The organism is Streptomyces sp. NBC_00209, assembly GCF_045206345.1.
GTDB lineage: Bacteria > Actinomycetota > Actinomycetes > Streptomycetales > Streptomycetaceae > Streptomyces.
In genome coordinates this window covers 6,927,518-6,944,778 of sequence record NZ_CP108121.1, presented here as the reverse complement: position 1 = coordinate 6,944,778, position 17,261 = coordinate 6,927,518, and the positions used below count along the sequence as shown (strand labels likewise).

At 73.2% G+C, this 17,261-nt stretch carries 14 protein-coding genes; 5 read left to right on the top strand and 9 right to left on the bottom strand.

What is annotated here, in order from left to right:
- Positions 1 to 55 precede the first annotated feature (55 nt).
- Complete coding sequence (locus OG867_RS31410) at positions 56 to 1,102, bottom strand: zinc-binding alcohol dehydrogenase (protein ID WP_406290563.1); 1,047 nt, start codon at positions 1,100 to 1,102, stop codon at positions 56 to 58.
- A 136-nt stretch (positions 1,103 to 1,238) separates the two neighbouring features.
- Here OG867_RS31410 and OG867_RS31405 point away from each other — a divergent pair, with 136 nt between their 5' ends.
- From OG867_RS31405 to OG867_RS31385, 5 genes are all read left to right on the top strand, one after another.
- Positions 1,239 to 2,642, top strand: coding sequence for an ABC transporter substrate-binding protein (locus OG867_RS31405; RefSeq protein WP_406290561.1), 1,404 nt, complete (start codon positions 1,239 to 1,241; stop codon positions 2,640 to 2,642).
- Positions 2,643 to 2,675: 33 nt separating this feature from the next.
- Positions 2,676 to 3,656, top strand: coding sequence for a carbohydrate ABC transporter permease (locus OG867_RS31400; RefSeq protein WP_406290559.1), 981 nt, complete (start codon positions 2,676 to 2,678; stop codon positions 3,654 to 3,656).
- A gap of 50 nt (positions 3,657 to 3,706) precedes the next feature.
- On the top strand, positions 3,707 to 4,597 hold the full coding sequence (locus tag OG867_RS31395; RefSeq protein WP_406291246.1) for a carbohydrate ABC transporter permease: 891 nt from the start codon (positions 3,707 to 3,709) through the stop codon (positions 4,595 to 4,597).
- Between the two features lie 85 nt (positions 4,598 to 4,682).
- Positions 4,683 to 5,897, top strand: coding sequence for an ROK family protein (locus OG867_RS31390; protein ID WP_406290557.1), 1,215 nt, complete (start codon positions 4,683 to 4,685; stop codon positions 5,895 to 5,897).
- Positions 5,898 to 5,977: 80 nt separating this feature from the next.
- Positions 5,978 to 6,886, top strand: a complete 909-nt coding sequence (locus tag OG867_RS31385; protein ID WP_406290555.1) for a Gfo/Idh/MocA family protein — start codon at positions 5,978 to 5,980, stop codon at positions 6,884 to 6,886.
- 91 nt (positions 6,887 to 6,977) lie between these two features.
- Here OG867_RS31385 and OG867_RS31380 read toward each other — a convergent pair whose 3' ends face one another.
- The 8 genes from OG867_RS31380 to OG867_RS31345 all read right to left on the bottom strand — a co-directional run bounded on the left by OG867_RS31380 (position 6,978) and on the right by OG867_RS31345 (position 17,208).
- Positions 6,978 to 8,657 (bottom strand): alpha-amylase family glycosyl hydrolase, encoded by a 1,680-nt coding sequence (locus OG867_RS31380; RefSeq protein ID WP_406290553.1) that lies wholly within the window; start codon positions 8,655 to 8,657, stop codon positions 6,978 to 6,980.
- The gene (locus tag OG867_RS31375; RefSeq protein ID WP_406290551.1) at positions 8,654 to 9,325 is read right to left on the bottom strand and encodes a class II aldolase/adducin family protein; all 672 of its coding nucleotides are present in this window, start codon (positions 9,323 to 9,325) and stop codon (positions 8,654 to 8,656) included. The genes OG867_RS31380 and OG867_RS31375 overlap by 4 nt, the downstream gene beginning before the upstream one ends.
- Complete coding sequence (gene otnK / locus OG867_RS31370) at positions 9,322 to 10,566, bottom strand: 3-oxo-tetronate kinase (RefSeq protein WP_406290549.1); 1,245 nt, start codon at positions 10,564 to 10,566, stop codon at positions 9,322 to 9,324. Before otnK ends, OG867_RS31375 begins: the two co-directional genes overlap by 4 nt.
- Entirely contained in the window at positions 10,563 to 11,255 is a 693-nt protein-coding gene (locus tag OG867_RS31365) for an aspartate/glutamate racemase family protein (RefSeq protein ID WP_406290547.1), read from the bottom strand. Before OG867_RS31365 ends, otnK begins: the two co-directional genes overlap by 4 nt.
- Complete coding sequence (locus OG867_RS31360; protein WP_406290545.1) at positions 11,252 to 12,211, bottom strand: hypothetical protein; 960 nt, start codon at positions 12,209 to 12,211, stop codon at positions 11,252 to 11,254. Before OG867_RS31360 ends, OG867_RS31365 begins: the two co-directional genes overlap by 4 nt.
- A 53-nt stretch (positions 12,212 to 12,264) precedes the next feature.
- The gene (locus OG867_RS31355; protein ID WP_406290543.1) at positions 12,265 to 13,737 is read right to left on the bottom strand and encodes an L-fuculokinase; all 1,473 of its coding nucleotides are present in this window, start codon (positions 13,735 to 13,737) and stop codon (positions 12,265 to 12,267) included.
- Between the two features lie 61 nt (positions 13,738 to 13,798).
- A complete protein-coding gene (locus OG867_RS31350) occupies positions 13,799 to 15,187 on the bottom strand; it encodes a GH1 family beta-glucosidase (RefSeq protein ID WP_406290541.1) in 1,389 nt (462 codons plus the stop codon).
- Positions 15,184 to 17,208, bottom strand: coding sequence for a hypothetical protein (locus OG867_RS31345; protein ID WP_406290539.1), 2,025 nt, complete (start codon positions 17,206 to 17,208; stop codon positions 15,184 to 15,186). The genes OG867_RS31350 and OG867_RS31345 overlap by 4 nt, the downstream gene beginning before the upstream one ends.
- Positions 17,209 to 17,261: the final 53 nt, after the last annotated feature.

The window sequence follows — 17,261 nt, the reverse complement described above, 5'->3', positions numbered from 1 at the left end:
CGACGTCGGGCGCTCGTTGCATTCGGTGGGTGGGGCGGAGCCGGGCGGGCCGGGCTCAGAATTCCAGGACGACCTGGAGTGCGTCGGCGGGCGTCTGGTCGAGCAGCACGTAGGCGTCGGCGGCCTCTGCCACCGGGACGACGTGGCTGACCAGGGACTTCACATCGACCTGGCCCTCGGCGACCAGTGACAGGAAGGTCTGCTGGAGCCGCTCGACGGTCCAGCGGCCCGCCAGCTGCGGGGGGACCCCGCCGATCTGGGAGCAGATCAGCTGCACCCGGTTGTGGTGGAACTCGTCGCCGAGGCGCAGCCCCGCGCCGTCGCCCTGGTAGAAGCCGGAGGCGACGACCCGGCCACCGACGGTGACGGACCGGACCGCTTCGTGCAGGGCCGGGTAGACCCCGCTGATCTCGATGGCGACGTCGGCGCCCGCCCCTCCGGTGGCCTCCCGGATGCGTTCGGCGACGCTGTCGGTGCGGGCGTTGAGGGTGTGCCTCGCGCCGTACTCGCGAGCCGTCGCGAGGCGTCCGTCGAGGGCGTCGACCGCGGTGACGCGCGCGCCGTTGAGCTGGGCGAGGCGGGTGGTGAGCAGCCCGATGACGCCTTGGCCGAAGACGGCGACGTCCTCGCCCAGGTGGATGTCGGCGGCCAGGATCGCGTTGTAGCCGATGGCGCCGACCCGGGCGAAGGCCCCGGCGAGCGGTTCGAGACCAGCGGGCAGGGTGTGGCCGATCATGCGCTCGGCCGGGACGATGCCTTCGCTGCGGTGGCCCCAGATGCCCCAGACCAGGTCGCCCACGACCGGCATTCCGGGCGTGCCGACGAGCTCGGGGGAGACTTCGGTGACCTCGCCGACCTCGGAGTAGCCCCAGCCGGCGACCGGGTACTCGATCCCGGCGGCGCCGTCGCGGAAGATCCGCGCCTCGGCGTCCCAGGTGCGCGTGAGGTAGGGGTTCGTACCCCGGTAGGCGGTGAGTTCCGTTCCCGCCGAGATGCCCGAGTAGCGGGTGCGGACCCGGAGGTGCCCGGCGGGCAGCGGAGCGCTCTCGTGCTCGGCTACTTCGACCTGACGGGGGCCGGTGAACTGGACGACGCGTTCCACGGGGGGCTCCGATAGCGCTTGGAGGGGTGTTGTTCGCTGACTTCAGTCGAAGATATCCCAGAGTTATGTCTTGTCAATAAGCAAAAGTGGTGCTGAGATGCATCAGGTAACTGCGTAAGTGGCGTGAGGACAGAGCATGGTGATAACGACCCGACGGTCGAGGGCGGCCCTGTTCGGGCTCGCCGCGACCCTGGCGGGCGGCCTGCTGGCCGGCTGCTCCGGCAGCTCGGGCGCGGACCGTCCGGACAACAGGATCACGGTGTGGTCGCAGGAGAACCTGCCGCCGCGGATGGCGGCGACCAGAAAGGTCATCAGCCGCTTCGAGAAGGAGAGCGGCGTCAAGGTCGACCTCGTGGGTGTGGACGAGGCGCAGCTGCCGCAACTGATCATGTCCGCGGCGGCGGCCGGCAAGCTCCCCGATGTCATCGGAGCGGTCCCGATGGGCCAGGTCTGGCAGATGTACGGCAACGGCCTGCTCAACACCAAGGTCGCGAACCGCATCGTGAAGGACCTCGAACCGGACACGTTCAACAGCAACGCCCTCGCGCTCACCTCCGACGGGGGCACCAGGCTCGGCGTACCCTCCGACGCCTGGCTCCAGATCCTCGTCTACCGCAAGGACCTCTTCGCCAAGGCCGGGCTCGACGCCCCGGACGACTACCGAAGCGCCCTGAAGGCCGCCGCCGCACTCGACAAGGGCGGCCGGGACGGCATCTCGCTGGCCAGCGACCCCTCGGACGTCTTCACCCAGCAGAGCTTCGAGGACCTCGCCCTGGCCAACGGCTGCCAGCTGGTCGACGAGGCGGGCAAGCCGGCCCTCGACTCCCCCGCGTGCCGCACGGCCTTCAAGGCGTACGACACCCTCGCCCGCGAGCACGGAGCCCCCGGCACCCAGAGCGTGGACACCACCCGCGCCACCTACTTCGCCGGCAAGTCCTCGATGATGGTCTGGTCGTCCTTCCTGCTCGACGAGCTGGCCGGGCTCCGCTCCGACGCGCTGCCCAGCTGCCCGGAGTGCAAGAAGGACCCCAAGTTCCTCGCCCGCAACACCGGGGTCGTCACCGCGCTGAAGGGCCCCGACGGCAAGGAGCCCGCGCAGTTCGGCGAGATCACGTCATGGGCCGTCACCAGGACCGCCGAGACGGGGGCCTCCCAGAAGTTCATCGAGTACATGATGGGCAAGGGGTACGCCGACTGGTTCGGCATGGCCCCGGAGGGCAAGATCCCCGTCCGCACCGGTACGGCACAGAAGCCCGGCTCCTTCGAGCAGGACTGGCGCGCCAGCGTCATGGGCGTCGACCACCGCGAGTCCCTGCAGAAGGCATACCCCTCGGCTCTCCTGGACCAGCTCGTCAGCGGAGTCGGCGGCATGCAGCGGTGGGGTCTCACCCAGGGGCAGGGCACCCTCGTCGGTGCCACGAACGGCGAGCTCCCCGTAGCCAAGGCCATCGGCGCGATGACCAGCGGCCAGATCTCGCCGGACCAGGCCGCCGAGGAGGCCGACGAAGAAGTGACCGCCCTCCAGAAGTCCCTCCAGTAGCCCTACGCCGCTCCCCCACGAGGTAACCGTCCCATGAGCACAATCACGAGCGGCGCGAAGAAGCGCCGCGTCCCACCGCAGAGTTCGAGCAGGCGGGAGAACCGCGCAGGGCTCGCCTTCGTGACCCCCACCTTCCTCGTGGTCCTGGTCGTGGTGATCCTGCCGATCCTGTGGACCGTCCTGCTCGCCTTCCAGAACGCCAAGCTGGTGAACATCCAGGAGAACGGCCTCTTCGGCCGGTGGACCCTGGACAACTTCTCCCAGGTCTTCGGCTCCCCCGGCTTCTGGAGCAGCCTCGGCACCACCCTCCTCTACACCGTCGGCGCCACCGCCGGCTCCGTCGTCCTCGGGCTGATCGCCGCCCTCGCCCTGCGCAGGCCCTTTCGGGGGCGGGGCGTGCTGCGGGCCGCCATGCTGCTGCCCTACGTCGCGCCCGTCGTCGCGGTGTCCTTCGTCTGGGAGGTCGCGCTCAGCCCGCAGTACGGCATCGTGAACGAGTGGGGCCGCAAGCTCTTCGGGTGGGACGACCCCATCGCCTTCCTCTCCACCAGGTCCTACGAAGTCGGGTTCCTGGGCGTCCACTTCCACATCCCGCTGGCGCTGCTCACCGTCATCGCCTTCGAGACCTGGCGCTACTTCCCGTTCGCCTTCCTCTTCATGCTCGCCCGTCTCCAGGCGGTCCCGGCCGGCCTGGAGGAGGCCGCCGAGGTCGACGGCGCCACGCTCTCCCAGCGCTTCCGGCACATCCTGCTGCCGCAGCTGATGCCCGTCATCGCCCTGCTGTCCGTCCTGCGCTTCATCATGACGTTCAACAAGTTCGACGACATCTACCTGCTCACCGGCGGCGGGTCCGGCACGGACGTGGTGGCGGTCCGCGTCTACGACTTCCTCACCTCGCGCTTCGACGTGGGAGCCGCCTCCGCTCAGGCACTCGTCCTCGCCGTCGTACTCATGGCCCTCCTGGGCGTCTACTTCAAGTTCTTCGGCAAGAAGATGCAGGAGGAGTCGGCATGACCTCCACCCCCACACTCACCCGCGAGCAGGCGGATCACAGCACCCGCCCGATGCCGGCACCACGGCGGAAACGGCTCACCCGGGCCCAGTTCGAGGAGCGGTTCTTCGGCGTCATGCGCTGGGTGGTGATCGCCTTCCTCGCCGCGATCACGATCGTGCCCTTCTACTACATGCTGATGCTGTCGCTGAAGCCCATCGACGCACTCCTCCTCGACCCCGGAAACCTCTGGCTCTCGGCCAAGGACTTCACGCTCGACACGTACGCGAGCGTCCTCAAGTCCACGGAGGACGGCGGTCAGGGCTTCCTCGGCATGCTGCTCAACTCCGCGCTCGTCGCCGTCGCCACGGTCCTGCTCACGCTGGCCGCCGCCGTGCCGGGCGCCTACGCGGTCAGCCGGCTGAAGTTCTTCGGGAGCCGTCAGGTCAGCGCGCTCTTCCTGGCCGTCTACCTCTTCCCGGCCACCCTGCTGGCCGTGCCGCTCTTCGTCATGTTCGCGAAGATGGGGCTGTCGGGAAGCCTCGTCGGACTCGCCATCGTCTACATCGCGCAGACCGTGCCCGTCTCGATCTACATGCTGAAGAACTACTTCGTCACCATCCCCTTCAGTATCGAGGAGGCGGCGGCGATCGACGGGGCGTCACGGCTGCAGACCGTACGGAGGATCATCCTGCCGCTCGCCCTGCCGACCCTGATGGCCACCGGGCTGTACGTGTTCATGATCGCCTGGAACGAATTCCTGTTCGCCCTCCTCTTCCTGGCGGCGGACCCCGACAAGTGGACGGTCTCGCTCGGTCTCCAGCAACTGGCCAACGGCATCGAGGTGTCCAAGACGGTACTCATGGCCGGGTCGGTCGTACTGACCATCCCTGTGGTACTCCTGTTCTTCTCCGCCGAACGGCTCCTCACCGAGGGTCTGACCAGCGGCGCGGACAAGGGCTGACCACCGGGGCCGGGAGGTCCGGCGGGAAACACAACAGCCCCTCGGGGAAAGCACGGACGCGACAGACAGGGCGAGGACCACGGGGATGGCAGGAAACCACGCCAGCGCGGGACATCTGCTGCAGCTCATCCGCAGCGGCGAGGCCACCACGCGCGGCCAGCTCCAGCAGGCGACCGGCCTGTCCCGCTCCACGGTGGGGCACCGGCTCGACCAGCTCTTCGGAGCGGGCTGGCTGCGCGGCGCGGCCGGCACCTCCACCGGCGGACGCCCGTCCGCCCGGCTGGAGTTCGACCCGTCGCACGCCGTGGTGCTCGTGGCGGACCTGGAGACCCGGCACGCCCGCGTCGCCCTGCTCGACCTCGCCGGAAACGTCCTGGCCGAGCACACCGGCCCCCTCGTCATCGCCGACGGGCCCGACATCGCCCTGGACCGGCTGGCCCGCTGGTTCGGGCCGCTGCTCGCCGAGGCGGGCGTGGCAGCCGGACGGGTCTGCGGCGTGGGGCTCTCTGTGCCGGGGCCGGTCGACTGGGAGACGGCCCGGATCGTCCAGCCCCCGATCATGCCCGGCTGGGACAGCTTCCCCGTGCGGGAACGGCTGCGCGAGGCGTGGACCGAGCACGTCGGGCCGATGCCGGACGCGGGCCCCCTGCCCGTGTTCGTCGACAACGACGCCAACCTGATGGCCCTGGCCGAACAGCGGGCCGGCCATCCGGACTGCAGTGCCTTCGTGCTGGTCAAGGCGTCCACGGGGATCGGCGCCGGCGTCGTCGTCAAGGGCGAGGTCTACCGGGGCATCGACGGCGGAGCGGGCGACATCGGCCACATCCGTCTGCACGACCGCCTCGACGCCCTGTGCATGTGCGGGTCCTACGGATGTCTCGCCGCCGTCGCCAGCGGCCGGTCCATCGCGAGCCAGCTCACCGCGGCCGGTGTGCCCACCGCCTCGGGATCGGACGTACGCGAACACCTCGCCGCCGGACAGCCCGACGCCGTCCGGCTCGCCCGGGAGGCGGGTCAGCGTGTCGGCGAAGTTCTGGTCACGGTGGTCACCCTGCTCAACCCCGGTGTACTGATGCTCAGCGGCGACCTCGCCGGCACCCCCTTCCTCACCGGTGTGCGCGAGCTCATCTACCAGCGCGCCATGCCCCGTACCACCGCGCACCTCCAGGTCGTCACCTCCGCACTCGGTGACCGGGCGGCCCTGCTCGGCGCCGCCCGCATGGTGGTCGACCACCTGTACGCCCCCGATCGCGCCAACGCCCGCCTCGCGGCACTGGCCACGGCCACGACCGGCCTCTGAGGCACCCCCGAGGCCCGACCCTTCCGGCAGACCCGGCACGCCCGGTGGCCGGCCACACCCGCACACGCACGGAGAGCACCATGTCCAGCACCACCCCCCTCGCGCCCGCCTGGTCCCGTGAACCGGTCCGCGTGGGCCTCGTGGGCGCAGGCCCGTGGGCCCGCACCATGCACGCCCGGATGCTCGCCGCCGGACCCGAGACGGTGCTCGCAGGGGTCTGGGCACGCCGTCAGGAAGCGGCAGCCGAGGTCGCCGCACCGTACGGCGCGCCGGTGGCGGGCTCCTTCGAGGAACTCCTCGGCACATGCGAGGCGGTCGCCTTCGCCGTACCGCCGGCCGTCCAGGCCGCCCTCGCACCACGCGCCGCCGCCGCGGGCCGGGCGCTCCTGCTGGAGAAGCCGCTGGGCGCGGACCTCGACACCGCACGCGCCGTCGCGGACGCCGTGGGCGAGCACGGCGTGATCTCCCAGCTCGTCCTCACGAAGCGGTACCACCCGGTCACCCGCGCCTTCCTCGCCGAAGCGGCCGGACGCCAGGTGACGGGCGCCCGTTCCTGCTACTTGCACGGGGCCTTCCTCGGCGGGGAGTTCGCCACCTCCTGGCGGCTGGAGCACGGCGCGCTGCTGGACCTCGGCCCGCACCTCCTCGACATCCTGGACGCCGCTGTCGCACCCATCGTCTCCGTACGGGCCACCGGCGACCCGCGCCGCTGGGTCGAGCTCACCTGCGAGCACGAGAACGGCGCCGTCAGTCAGGCGTCCCTCTCCGGGTGCGTTCGGCTCCCCAGGGCGAGGACCCGGGTCGAACTGTTCGGAGCTGACGAAGAGTTGGTCTACGACACCGCCGGCATCGACCATGAGGAATGCTGGCCGGTCCTCCGGCGCGAGTTCGCCACCGCGGTCCGCACCGGCACAGGCACCGGCATCGACGCAGCGCACGGCCTGCGTCTGCAGAAGATCCTCGACATGGCCGCCCTTACGGCCGGCTGAGCCGTCTGAGCCCCGCGCCGCGCGAAGCGGAGCGGCCGACGACGGCCGCGCGCGAACGGGCCACCGGCCGTCCGGAGCAGGCCATGGAGGGTCATGCCTCGGCCTCTCCGCCTCCAGCGCCGAGCCAGGCCGCCTCGTCGGGCAGCAGCCTTCCCCCGGGTGCACCCGACAGGGCGCTGGTGAGAAGCGGTGGACGGTCGGTCGGGAGCCTGGCCGGCCCGTCGGAGAGGTTCACCACGCAGCGCAGGTCCCCGGCGCGGAAGTCGAGGAGCCCGGGCGCGCTGTCGCTCTGCCAGCGCAGGGGTGCGTCGGCGCCCGTGCCGGTGCTCATGCACGTGTGCCGCAGGGCCAGTGCCCTCCGGTACAGCGCGAGCATGCTGTCCGGATCCAGGTGTTGTGCCTCGACGCTCAGGGACCGGTACGAGGGTGGCTGCGGCAGCCACGCGGGGCCGGGGCCGAAGCCGAGCGAGGGGCCGGTGGCCGACCAGGGCAGCGGAACGCGGCAGCCGTCCCTGCCCTTGCGGCGCCCGGCCGACCGGTCGTGCACCGGGTCCTGGAGGACGTCCGCGGGCAGGTCGGCGACTTCCGGCAGGCCCAGTTCCTCGCCCTGGTAGAGGTAGGCGGCGCCCGGCAGCGCCAGGAGGAGCAATGCGGCGGCGCGGGCCCGGCGGGCGGCGCGGACAGGGTCGATGTGCGGCGTACGGCCGTCCGTCAGGAGCCAGTCGTCGGGGTCGACGCCGTCAGACAGGGCGAGCCGGGAGGCGTGCCGTACGACGTCGTGGTTGGACAGCACCCAGGTGGGGGCCGCGCCGGTGCCCGCGGCCAGGGCGAGGGAGCGGTCGATCGTGGCGCGCAGGGCGTCGGCCCGCCAGGGCGTGTTCAGGAAGTCGAAGTTGAACGCCTGGTGGAGCTCGTCGGGTCGGGTGTACAGCGCTCGGCGGTCGAGCGCCGCCCAGGACTCGGCCACGGTGGCGCGCGGCGGGGTGTAGGCGTCGGTGACACGTCGGAATCCGCGGAGCAGGGCGTGGACGTCGTCGCGGTCCCAGAACGGGTGGCCGCCCTGCCAGCCGTCGCCGACGATGCGGTGGTGCACCTGGGCGGGGCCGAGGTCGCGGAGGGGGCCGACGAGGTCCTTGGCCATGCCGTGGGCGACGTCGAAGCGGAATCCGTCGACGCCCCGGTCGAGCCAGAAGCGCAGGATGTCCTCGAAGTCGGCGCGTACCTCGGGATGGCTCCAGTCGAGGTCCGGTTGGTGGGGGCCGAACAGGTGCAGGTACCACTGGCCGTCCGGGACGCGGCGCCAGGCGGGGCCGCCGAAGACGGACTGCCAGTCGGTGGGCGGCTCGGTGCCGTCTCCCTGGCCATCGCGGAAGACGTACCGGGAACGGGAATCGCTGCCCGGGGGCGCGGTCAATGCCTCCTCGAACCACGCATGTTGATCGGAGGTGTGATTGGGAACGATGTCGATGATCACCCGCAGGCCGAGTTCGTGGGCGCGCCCGATGAGGTCGTCCGCGTCGTCGAGGGTGCCGAAGCGCGGGTCGACGGCGCGGTGGTCGGCGACGTCATAGCCCCCGTCGTGCATGGGTGACCGGTAGAACGGGGTGATCCACACCGCGTCGGCCCCCAGGTCCGCGATGTGCGGCAGCCGGGCGGTGATCCCGGGGAGGTCGCCGAGGCCGTCGCCGTCGCTGTCACTGAAGCTGCGGATGTAGATCTGGTAGACGACAGCGGTGCGCCACCACTGCTCGGTGGTACGGGGGTCGCTCATTCGGGGTCCTCGGTGGGGTTTCCGGCGGTGCGCCGGGTCCGGGTGGTGAGGTGGGCCCGCTGCGCGGGTGTCAGCGTGCGGACGCGGGGTGCGGGCGCGAGGGCGAACTGGAGGCGGCACGCCTGTTCGAGTTCCACCGCCCGGCCGACGGCTTCGTCGAGGTCCCGGCCGACGACGACCGGCCCGTGCTGGGCGAGCAGGAAGGCGGCCGTGTCCTCGGGCAGGTGTCGTACGCCGTCGGCCAGTTCGGGCGTGCCGGGGTGGGCGTAAGGGAGGAGGGGCACGCGGCCCAGGCGCATAACGGCGTACGGGGTGAAGGGGATGAGCGCGTCGTCCGGGTCGTCGGGTTCGGTGCAGGCGAGGGCGACCGCGTAGGTGGAGTGCAGGTGGACAACGGCGGCTGCCCCGGCGAGGCGGTCGTGGACGGCCAGGTGGAGGGGCACCTCCTTGGTCGGTGGCGGCCCTGTCCGGACGCGGCCGCCGGGGTCCAGCAGGCTCAGGCCCCTCGCCTCCAGTGCGGCGAGGGGGCGACCGGTCGGGGTGACGAGGACGCCGTCGGCGGTGCGGAGGCTGAGGTTGCCCGAGGTCCCGGGGCTCAGGCCGAGCGCGGCGAGGTGGCGGCCCGCGGCGGCGAGCGCGGCCGCGGGGTCGGTGTGCGAGCCGGTCACAGGTGGTCCTCCGCCGTCGTAAACAGGTCCTCGGGCCCGAAGTTGCCTGATTTCAGGGCCAGGTTGAGGGGGCCGCCCCGGTGGTCGGCGCTCGTCCACGGGATGCCGGGGGCGATGGCGGGTCCGACGGTCAGGGCCCGGATGCCGAGTGCCGAGACGACGGCCCCGGACGTCTCGCCGCCTGCGACCAGGAGGCGCCGGACCCCGCCGGCGGTCAGGTCGCGCGCACATGCGGCGAGGGTCTCCTCCAGGGCCAGGGCGACTCGCTCCGCGCCGAACTCCCTCTGGGCGTCACGTACTTCGTCGCGGCGGTCGGCGCTGTACACGAGGACGCCAGTCCCGGTGTCGAGGTGGGGCCGGGCCCAGGCCGCCAGGCTGCGGGCGGTGGCCACCGGGTCGGCCACGGCTTCCGCGACGGGGACTTTGCGGTGCGGCAGCAGGCGGCGGGCGTGGGCGGTCTGCGCGGTCGTCGTCTCGGACACGCTTCCGGCGAGAACGGCGAGCGGTCCGGGTGCGGTGGGGATCGTGGCGGCGGCCGGTGCGGCGCCCGGCGGCAGGGCGAGGGCGAGGCCGGACCCGCCGGTGACCAACGGCAGCTCGCGGGCGCACTGTTCGACGGCGGCGAGGTCGGCGTCGTCAAGGGCGTCGGTGATGAGGATGCGGGCGCCGCCGACCGTGGTGAGCCGTTCGACGTGTGCCCGGGTCGCGGCGGCTCCGGCGCGCAGGACCGCGTGCGGCAGCAGCCCGACCGGGTGCCGGGTCTGCGGGCCGAGCACCCTCACCAGGTCGGGGTCGGTCATGGGCGTCAGCGGGTGGTGGCGCATGCCGCTTTCGCTCAGCAGCCGGTCCCCGACGAAGAGGTGGCCCTGATAGACCGTACGGCCGTTGGCCGGGAAGGCCGGGCAGGCGATCGTCCAGGGTGCGCCCGTCGCGTCGAGCAGGGCGTCGATGACGGGCCCGATGTTGCCGCGCGGTGTCGAGTCGAACGTGGAGCAGTACTTGAACCAGAACCGCGTGCACCCCCGCTCCCGCAGGGCGCGGTGGGCGTCGAGCGCGGCCCGGACGGCGTCGTCGGCGGGCACGGTACGGGTCTTGAGGGCGACGACTACGGCGTCCGTTTCGGGCAGCGGGTCCACGGGCGCGCCGATGGTGATCACGGTGCGGCGGCCCGTGGCGACGAGGTTGCCCGCGAGGTCGGTGGCGCCGGTGAAGTCGTCCGCCATGCAGCCGAGTACGGTCATGAGCGGGCGGACTCCTGGGCCTGGGCCTCCCCGTACAGGGAGGCGAGTTGGGCGACGCCGCTGCGCGGCGAGGTGAGCACGGGTACACCGAGAGCGCCGTCCGGCAGTGCGGTGAGGGCAGCCGCCATCGATGCCTGGGCGAGGACGAGGACATCGTGGTCGGCGGCCAGACGGCGCACCTCCTCGGCGATCAGGGCGTCGTGACGGTCCTGGTCTCCGGCGGCCCGGGCGGCGTACGCGCCGGGGCAGACGGTGGTGTCGAGGGTGACCGGGGTTCCGGCCTCGGCTGCCTTGCGGGTGACGAGCCCGGCCGTGGGAGCGAGGGTCGAATCGAGCGTGGCGAGGACCCCGACGCGGCTTCCGGTGCGGACGGCCGCGTCGGCCATCGGCTCGTCGACGCGCAGCACGGGCAGGGCGGTGAGCGCGCGGACCTCCTCGGCGGCGGGCCCCAGGGAGGAACAGGTCACGAGCACCGCGTCGGCCCCGGCGGCCTCGGCGTGTGTGACGTACGCGGCGAGACGGGCCGTGGTGCGGGGCAGCCGGCCGTGGGCGATCGTGTCGGCCAGGAGGCTTTCGTCAACGACGTGGTAGGGGTCGACGCCGGGGGCGAGCTCGGCGAGCAGGGGCGTGAACACAGCAGGCAGGGAGGCGACGGTGTGCACGAGGCACACACGGGGGCGGCGGCTCACGCGGTCACCGCCGTACGGGCGGCGGGCGCCTGCCACCAGGGGCGGCCGTAGGCGTCCACGATCTCACCGAGCCTGCGCAGCCGGACGGTGCTGGGGCCGCGCAGTGCGGCATCACGGTCGCCGGTCAGGGCGTCGGTCCACAGGGCGCGCCCGGCGAGGAACCCCGAGGCTCCGGCGCGGCAGGCCGCCTCCACCGCGGTGGGGAAGTCTGCGGGGGCGACGCCCTGGGACAGGACGACCCAGGGAACGTCCACCACGGCGTCGATGCGCTCGCACTCGGCGGTGAGCCGGGCGAGAGGGCCGGTGCCGCCGTCGGGTACCTGGCCCTTGTAGAGGGAGGGCCGCAGCGGCGCGAGTTCGCGGGCGGCCTCGACGATGGCGTCGTTGAGCCGGAACGTGCCCGCGGCTTCCTCGGCGGGGGTGGGCCGGGCGACGGGTTCCAGGACGGAGGCAAGTCCGGCCGCGCGGCAGAGGTCCACGAAGCGGGCTGCGAGGGCGACGCGTTCGTCGCGTCGGCCGTCGCGGCGCCAGATGACGAGGAGCTTCAGGCCGCGGGTGCCGTCGGCGGCGGCGCTCGCGGCGTCGATGTGCGGGTCCAGGGAGGTGCCCTCGACGGGCTGCCCGGGCTCCTGGTCGAGGGCGTCCACGGCGAGGATCGGGGCGCAGCCCGCCGGGAGCACCTGCTCCTCGATGAGCCTGCGGTAGCCGTAGTGGCGGTCGATGAGGAGCGCGGAGGCGTACGGGCCGAGGGTGCGGGCGACGGCGAGCTTGAACTCGGTGAGGTCGTCGTCGGGGATACGGTCGCCGGGCACCCCGGCGCGTTCGGCCATCATCGTGCGCAGCGAGTCGCGCTGGTCGGCGGCGACCATCGCGAAGGTGCCGGTGGGGCGGGCGAGGCGGCCGGGGGCGACGGAGCCCCCGGCGAGCTGGGCGGGGTGGTCGGCGGGCGTGGTCATGGCGGAGTCTCCGGTGTGTGCGTGGGTGGTTCGGCCGGTCTCGGGCCGCGGGATCAGGGTGGTGACGTCGGTGTCACCGCCGCCAGGAACCGGTCGTGGTGGAAGGCCCGGTGGGCATCGGCCGTCGTCGGGCCGGGGTTGACCGGGTTCGAGGATGCGGTGGCGGCGGCGGGGTCGAGCCCGAGGGCGGCGCCCGCCCAGTGGGCGGCGCCGAGCGCGGGCGCTTCCGGTTCGGCGCACACCCGGGTCGGCCAGGGGCAGACGGCGGCCTTCAGTTCCGTCCACACGCGCAGTCGGGTCGAGCCGCCGAGCAGGGTCACCGAGTCGGGCGCGGCGCCGCACACGGTGGCCTGGACGTCCGTCATCCAGCGGGCGTGGTGCGCGGTGCCCTCCAGGACGGCGCGGGCCAGCTCCGCCGGCCCGTGGTCCAGGCCCAGGCCCCTGAGGTCGAGCGTCGCGTCCGGGTCGGGTCGCGGCGCACTGCGCCCGCCGGGGTACGGGGTGAGGACGAGGCCGCTCGGCGTCGCGGGCAGCGACCGGGCGAGGCGTTCGAACGCGGCGTATCGGTCGCCGCTGCTCACGCCTGTCAGGAACCGTTCGCAGAACCATTCCACGAGCGCGCCCGAACCGCGCATACCCGCGAGCACGATGAAGTGCTCACCGTCCGCGTGGCGCCCCCAGGACATGCCCTCCGCGGCGGCCGCCCCGTGGTCGGGTGGTGTGGCGCTGACGGTGAGGACGGCCTCGGCGGTCCCCATGGAGTCGGCCACCTGCCCGGCCGTGCGTGCTCCGGCCGCCCACGCGCCGACGAGGTGGTCGTGTCCGGCGACGACGACGGGTGTCCCGGCGCGCAGGCGGTGGCGCCGGGCGACGGCCCGCGTGACGGTGCCGACGGGGTCGCCGGGCGCGTGCACGGGCGGCATGTGCCGTGTGGTGAGCCCTGCCTCGGCGAGCAGTTCCTCGATCCACCGCTTGTGGTGGGGGTCCCAGGCCATGGTGCGCTGGGCGAAGGTGGCGTCGGTGCCGAGGCGGCCGGTGAGCGCGTGGACCAGCAGGTCGGCGGCGCCCGCCCAGGTGTGCATCCGGGCGGCGGTCAGCGGCTCCCGGGCGGCGAGTGCGCACCATTTCGCCAGGGGCACCTTCGGGCTCGGCAGGATGCCGGTGGCGCGGTGCAGGGCGCCTGAACCGAGCCGTGCGCCGAGGCTGTGCGCGTCGGGTGCGGGCTCGGGGTCGGACCAGGAGCGCAGGGCGCCGAGGGGCCGGCCGTCGCGGTCGAGAGGGACGCCCGTCTCGGCCATGCCGGTCACGCCGATCGCGTCGGGCGGCCGCCCGGTGGCGTCGGTGCACTCGACCAGGGCGTCCAGGGCGGCGGCCAGTACGCCGTCGGCCGGATGGCGGTGCCCGGGGGCCACGGGTGTGCGGCGTACGGCACAGGCGAGGACGGTGCCGTCGGTGTCGCTGATCAGGGCTTTGATGTGGGTGGTGCCGACGTCGATGCCGGCGAGGAGCGGTGGTCGTGGGCTCACGGGTGGCCTCCGGTGCGGGCCCGGCGGCGGGACGATGCGGCCTGCGGCCGGTGCGGTCGGGTCATCGCGGGATACTGCCCGTGCGGGCGGCCCGGGCGTACCAGTGACCGCTGTCCTTGACGGTGCGCCGCTGGGTGGACCGGTCCACGTGGACGAGGCCGAAGCGCGGCCGGTAGCCCATCGCCCACTCGAAGTTGTCGAGGAGCGACCAGTGGTAGTAGCCCTCGACCGGAGCGCCCTGGGCGAGGGCACGGTGCACGGCCTTGAGGTGGGCGTGCAGGAACGCGGTACGGGGTGTGTCGTGGACGGCGCCGTCGGCCCCGGGCTCGTGGTCGTACACGGCGCCGTTCTCGGTGATCAGGAGGGGGACGCCGGGGTACTCGCGGTGCAGGCGCAGCAGCAGCGAGGCCAGGTCGTCGGGGACGATCTCCCAGCCCAGGTCGGTGCGGTCCACGTCGGCCCGGCCGGATTCGACCTGCCAGGGCCAGGGGCCGTCGCCGGGGCGGGCCGAGACGATGCGCCGGGTGTAGTAGTTGACGCCGATGAAGTCGCTCGCGGCGGCGATGGTGTCCGGGTCGCCGTCCTCGATGAAGTCCAGGGCGCCCAGGGCCCGTTCCCAGTGGGCGCGCATGTCGTCGGGGTAGCCGCGGCCGTGCACCGGGTCGAGGAACCAGCGGTTCACGTAGCCGTCGGAGGCATGTGCGGCGGCCCGGTCGGCGGCGCTTTCGGGGTTGTCGGGCGTGTGGGGGAAGAGGCTGTAGGCGATGCCGGTACGGGCGTGTGCGTCGCCGTCGTGCAGCACGCGCGCGGCGAGGCCGTGGGCCAGCAGCAGGTGGTGCATGACAGTCGCGGATGCCTTGAGGTCTCTCTCGCCGGGTGCGTGCAGGCCGAGTTGATGGCCGAGGAGGCCCACGATCCAGGGTTCGTTGACGGTGACCCAGTCGTGGACACGGTCGCCGAGGCGGTCCTGGCACACGGCGGCGTAGTCGGCGAACCGGTGGGCGGTGTCGCGGTCGCGCCAGCCGCCGCGGTCCTGGAGGCCCTGCGGCAGGTCCCAGTGGTAGAGGGTGACGAGCGGGTCGATGCCATGGGCGAGCAGGTCGTCGACGAACCGGTCGTAGTGGTCCAGGCCCCGCTGCTCGGCACGGCCCGTGCCCTCGGGCTGGATCCGGGGCCAGGCCAGCGAGAAGCGGTGCGCGTTGGTGCCGAGTCCGGCCATCAGGGCCACGTCCTCGGAGCGGCGCCGGTACTGGTCGACGGAGACGTCGCCGGTGTCACCGCGTTCGATGGCACCGGGCGCCCGGCAGAAGCGGTCCCACACGGATTCGCCCCGGCCGTCGGCGTCCACGGCGCCCTCCACCTGGTAGGCGGAGGTCGAGGTGCCCCAGCGGAACCCGTCGGGGAAGCGCAGGGGGGCGGCTGTCCTGTCGTGGGGGGCTGCGCCTGTCACAGGTCCTCCTGGAATTCGGGGAGTTCGCGGGCCTGCTCGCAGGCGTACAGGAGCACGCCCGCGGACCAGGCGTGGGAGAGCGTGAGCAGCATGCCCTTCGCCTGGAAGCACTCGGTCTGGTAGAAGCGTTCGCTGACCATGCCCCGGTAGGCGTTGAAGTCGCCGTCGGCGCGGGCCACGAACTGCCGGAAGCAGTCGAGGTTCTCGCGGGCCGAACGCAGGTAGTAGGGGTCGCCGAGGTGGCGGGCGAGCCGTACCCACTCGGGCAGGCAGATCAGGCCGAAGGCGTGCAGGTGCTGGTTGGACGGGGACGCCTGGTCGGCGCCGCGGGTGCGGAAGCCGTAGCGGCCCAGCAGGGTGTGTTCCGCGAAGGTGACGTCGTAGGTGTAGCGGAAGGTGAGGGTCCAGTCGGCGGCGCGGCGTGCCAGGCCGAGCCAGCGGCCGTCCCGGTCGCCCGCTTCGTGGAGCAGCGTGTACGCGATGACCGCGTTGTAGCCGTCCTCGGAGGTCGGGGCGAGGGACACGTCCTCGGGCGCGCCGCACAGGAACTCGGAGCGCACGTCGTCGGCGAAGGCGTCTCCGGCTCGTCGTGCCGCGTCGAGGTACGCGGGCTCTACGAACATGTCGGCGGCCTCGACGAGGGCGGCGATCCAGGCGAGCCCGGCGGCGCCCTCGTGGTCGAGCGGCTTGCCGGTGGCAGTGTCGTGGGCGGCGGCGAGGCGCCCGGTGACGGGGTCCTGTCCGGCGAGGGCGGCGGCCAGATTGGAGCGTACCGCCCGGTCCCACATGGGGTGGTCCGCGCCGCGGGCCCGCTCGGCGGCGAGGGCGCGCAGCGTGAACAGGGTGGCGTCACCCAGCGTGCGGGCGTGCACGCGGCTCCGGTCGCCGGTCCAGCCGGCGGACCAGCCCCCGCTCGCGCTCCACTGGCCCCAGAACGTGCCGCCCGGGGTGAGGTTCGCGCAGATGTGGTCGATGACGGCGGCAGCGTCGCGGGCCATCGTCTCGTCGCCGACACGGCGGGCGTGCAGCAGCAGGGCGTGCGCGTACGGGGTGCCGCTCACCCAGGAGACGTGCATGGCGGGCCGGTCGCCTCGCTCGCCGAGGGCTTCCCGGTCGAAGGCCGCGGTTTCCAGGAGGACGGGCGGGTCGGCGCGGTAGTGCCAGCGGTGCAGTCCCTCCGCGGAGAGCTGGGCGGCCTCCTCGACGCCCGTCCACGCGGCCGGCTCCGGGTGGGCGGGGAACGCCTGGTGCAGAGCCCGGATCACGGGGGCGTAGGCGTGCGGGTCGGAGTCGTGCAGGTGGACGGTGAAACGCAGGGTGTGCTGCTCCCCGGGCTGCCAGTGGTGGGTGGGGGTGTCGGCCGGGCGCGGGGTGCCGGAGCCGTAGTAGGAGACGGGCTCCTCGCGGTACGGGAAGTGCAGGCGCAGTACGGCCCGCCCGCCGTCGTCGGCGAAGCCCACGCCCTGCTCGCCGAGCGGACCGTACTCGCTGGTGGCGAGCGCGGCTCCGCCCTGGGCGTCGCGGGCGAACACGGCGGGCGTGGCGCACCGGTCGGCGCGCAACGACCAGGCGGACGCGGTCAGACCGGTGGGGTCGGCGGCGCACTCGGCCGGGTCGGGGTGGTAGCGGGGGTAGGGGCGGGTGCAGTCGGCGCGCCGGTTCTCGCCGTAGAAGGCGCCGGGCACGAGCCAGCCCGGGTCGTCGCCCGCGCCGAGCCGCAGTTCGACGCGGAGTCCGGCGGCGAGGGCCCGGTCGGCGACGCGGTCCACGGTGAGGGCGGCGTCGTACGCAGGCTCGTCGCCGCGCGGATCGAGGGTCAGCCGCGCGGCGAAGCCGTGGGCCTCGCCGCGCAGGCGGAGGGCGCCCGAGCCGTCCCGGACGATCTCGTCGGCGGGCACCGGCAGGGGCGGCCCTTCGGCTGTCAGCAGCGTGACGACGTGGGGCAGCTCCGCCAGGCCGCCCTGTGCCCGGGTCCGCAGCACGACGTGGTTCCCGCTCGTGGCAGCGCGGTGCGCCGTCATGGGTGTTCCAGCCTTTCAGGAGTACGGAGCGCCCGCCGGGCCCTCGGCTTCAT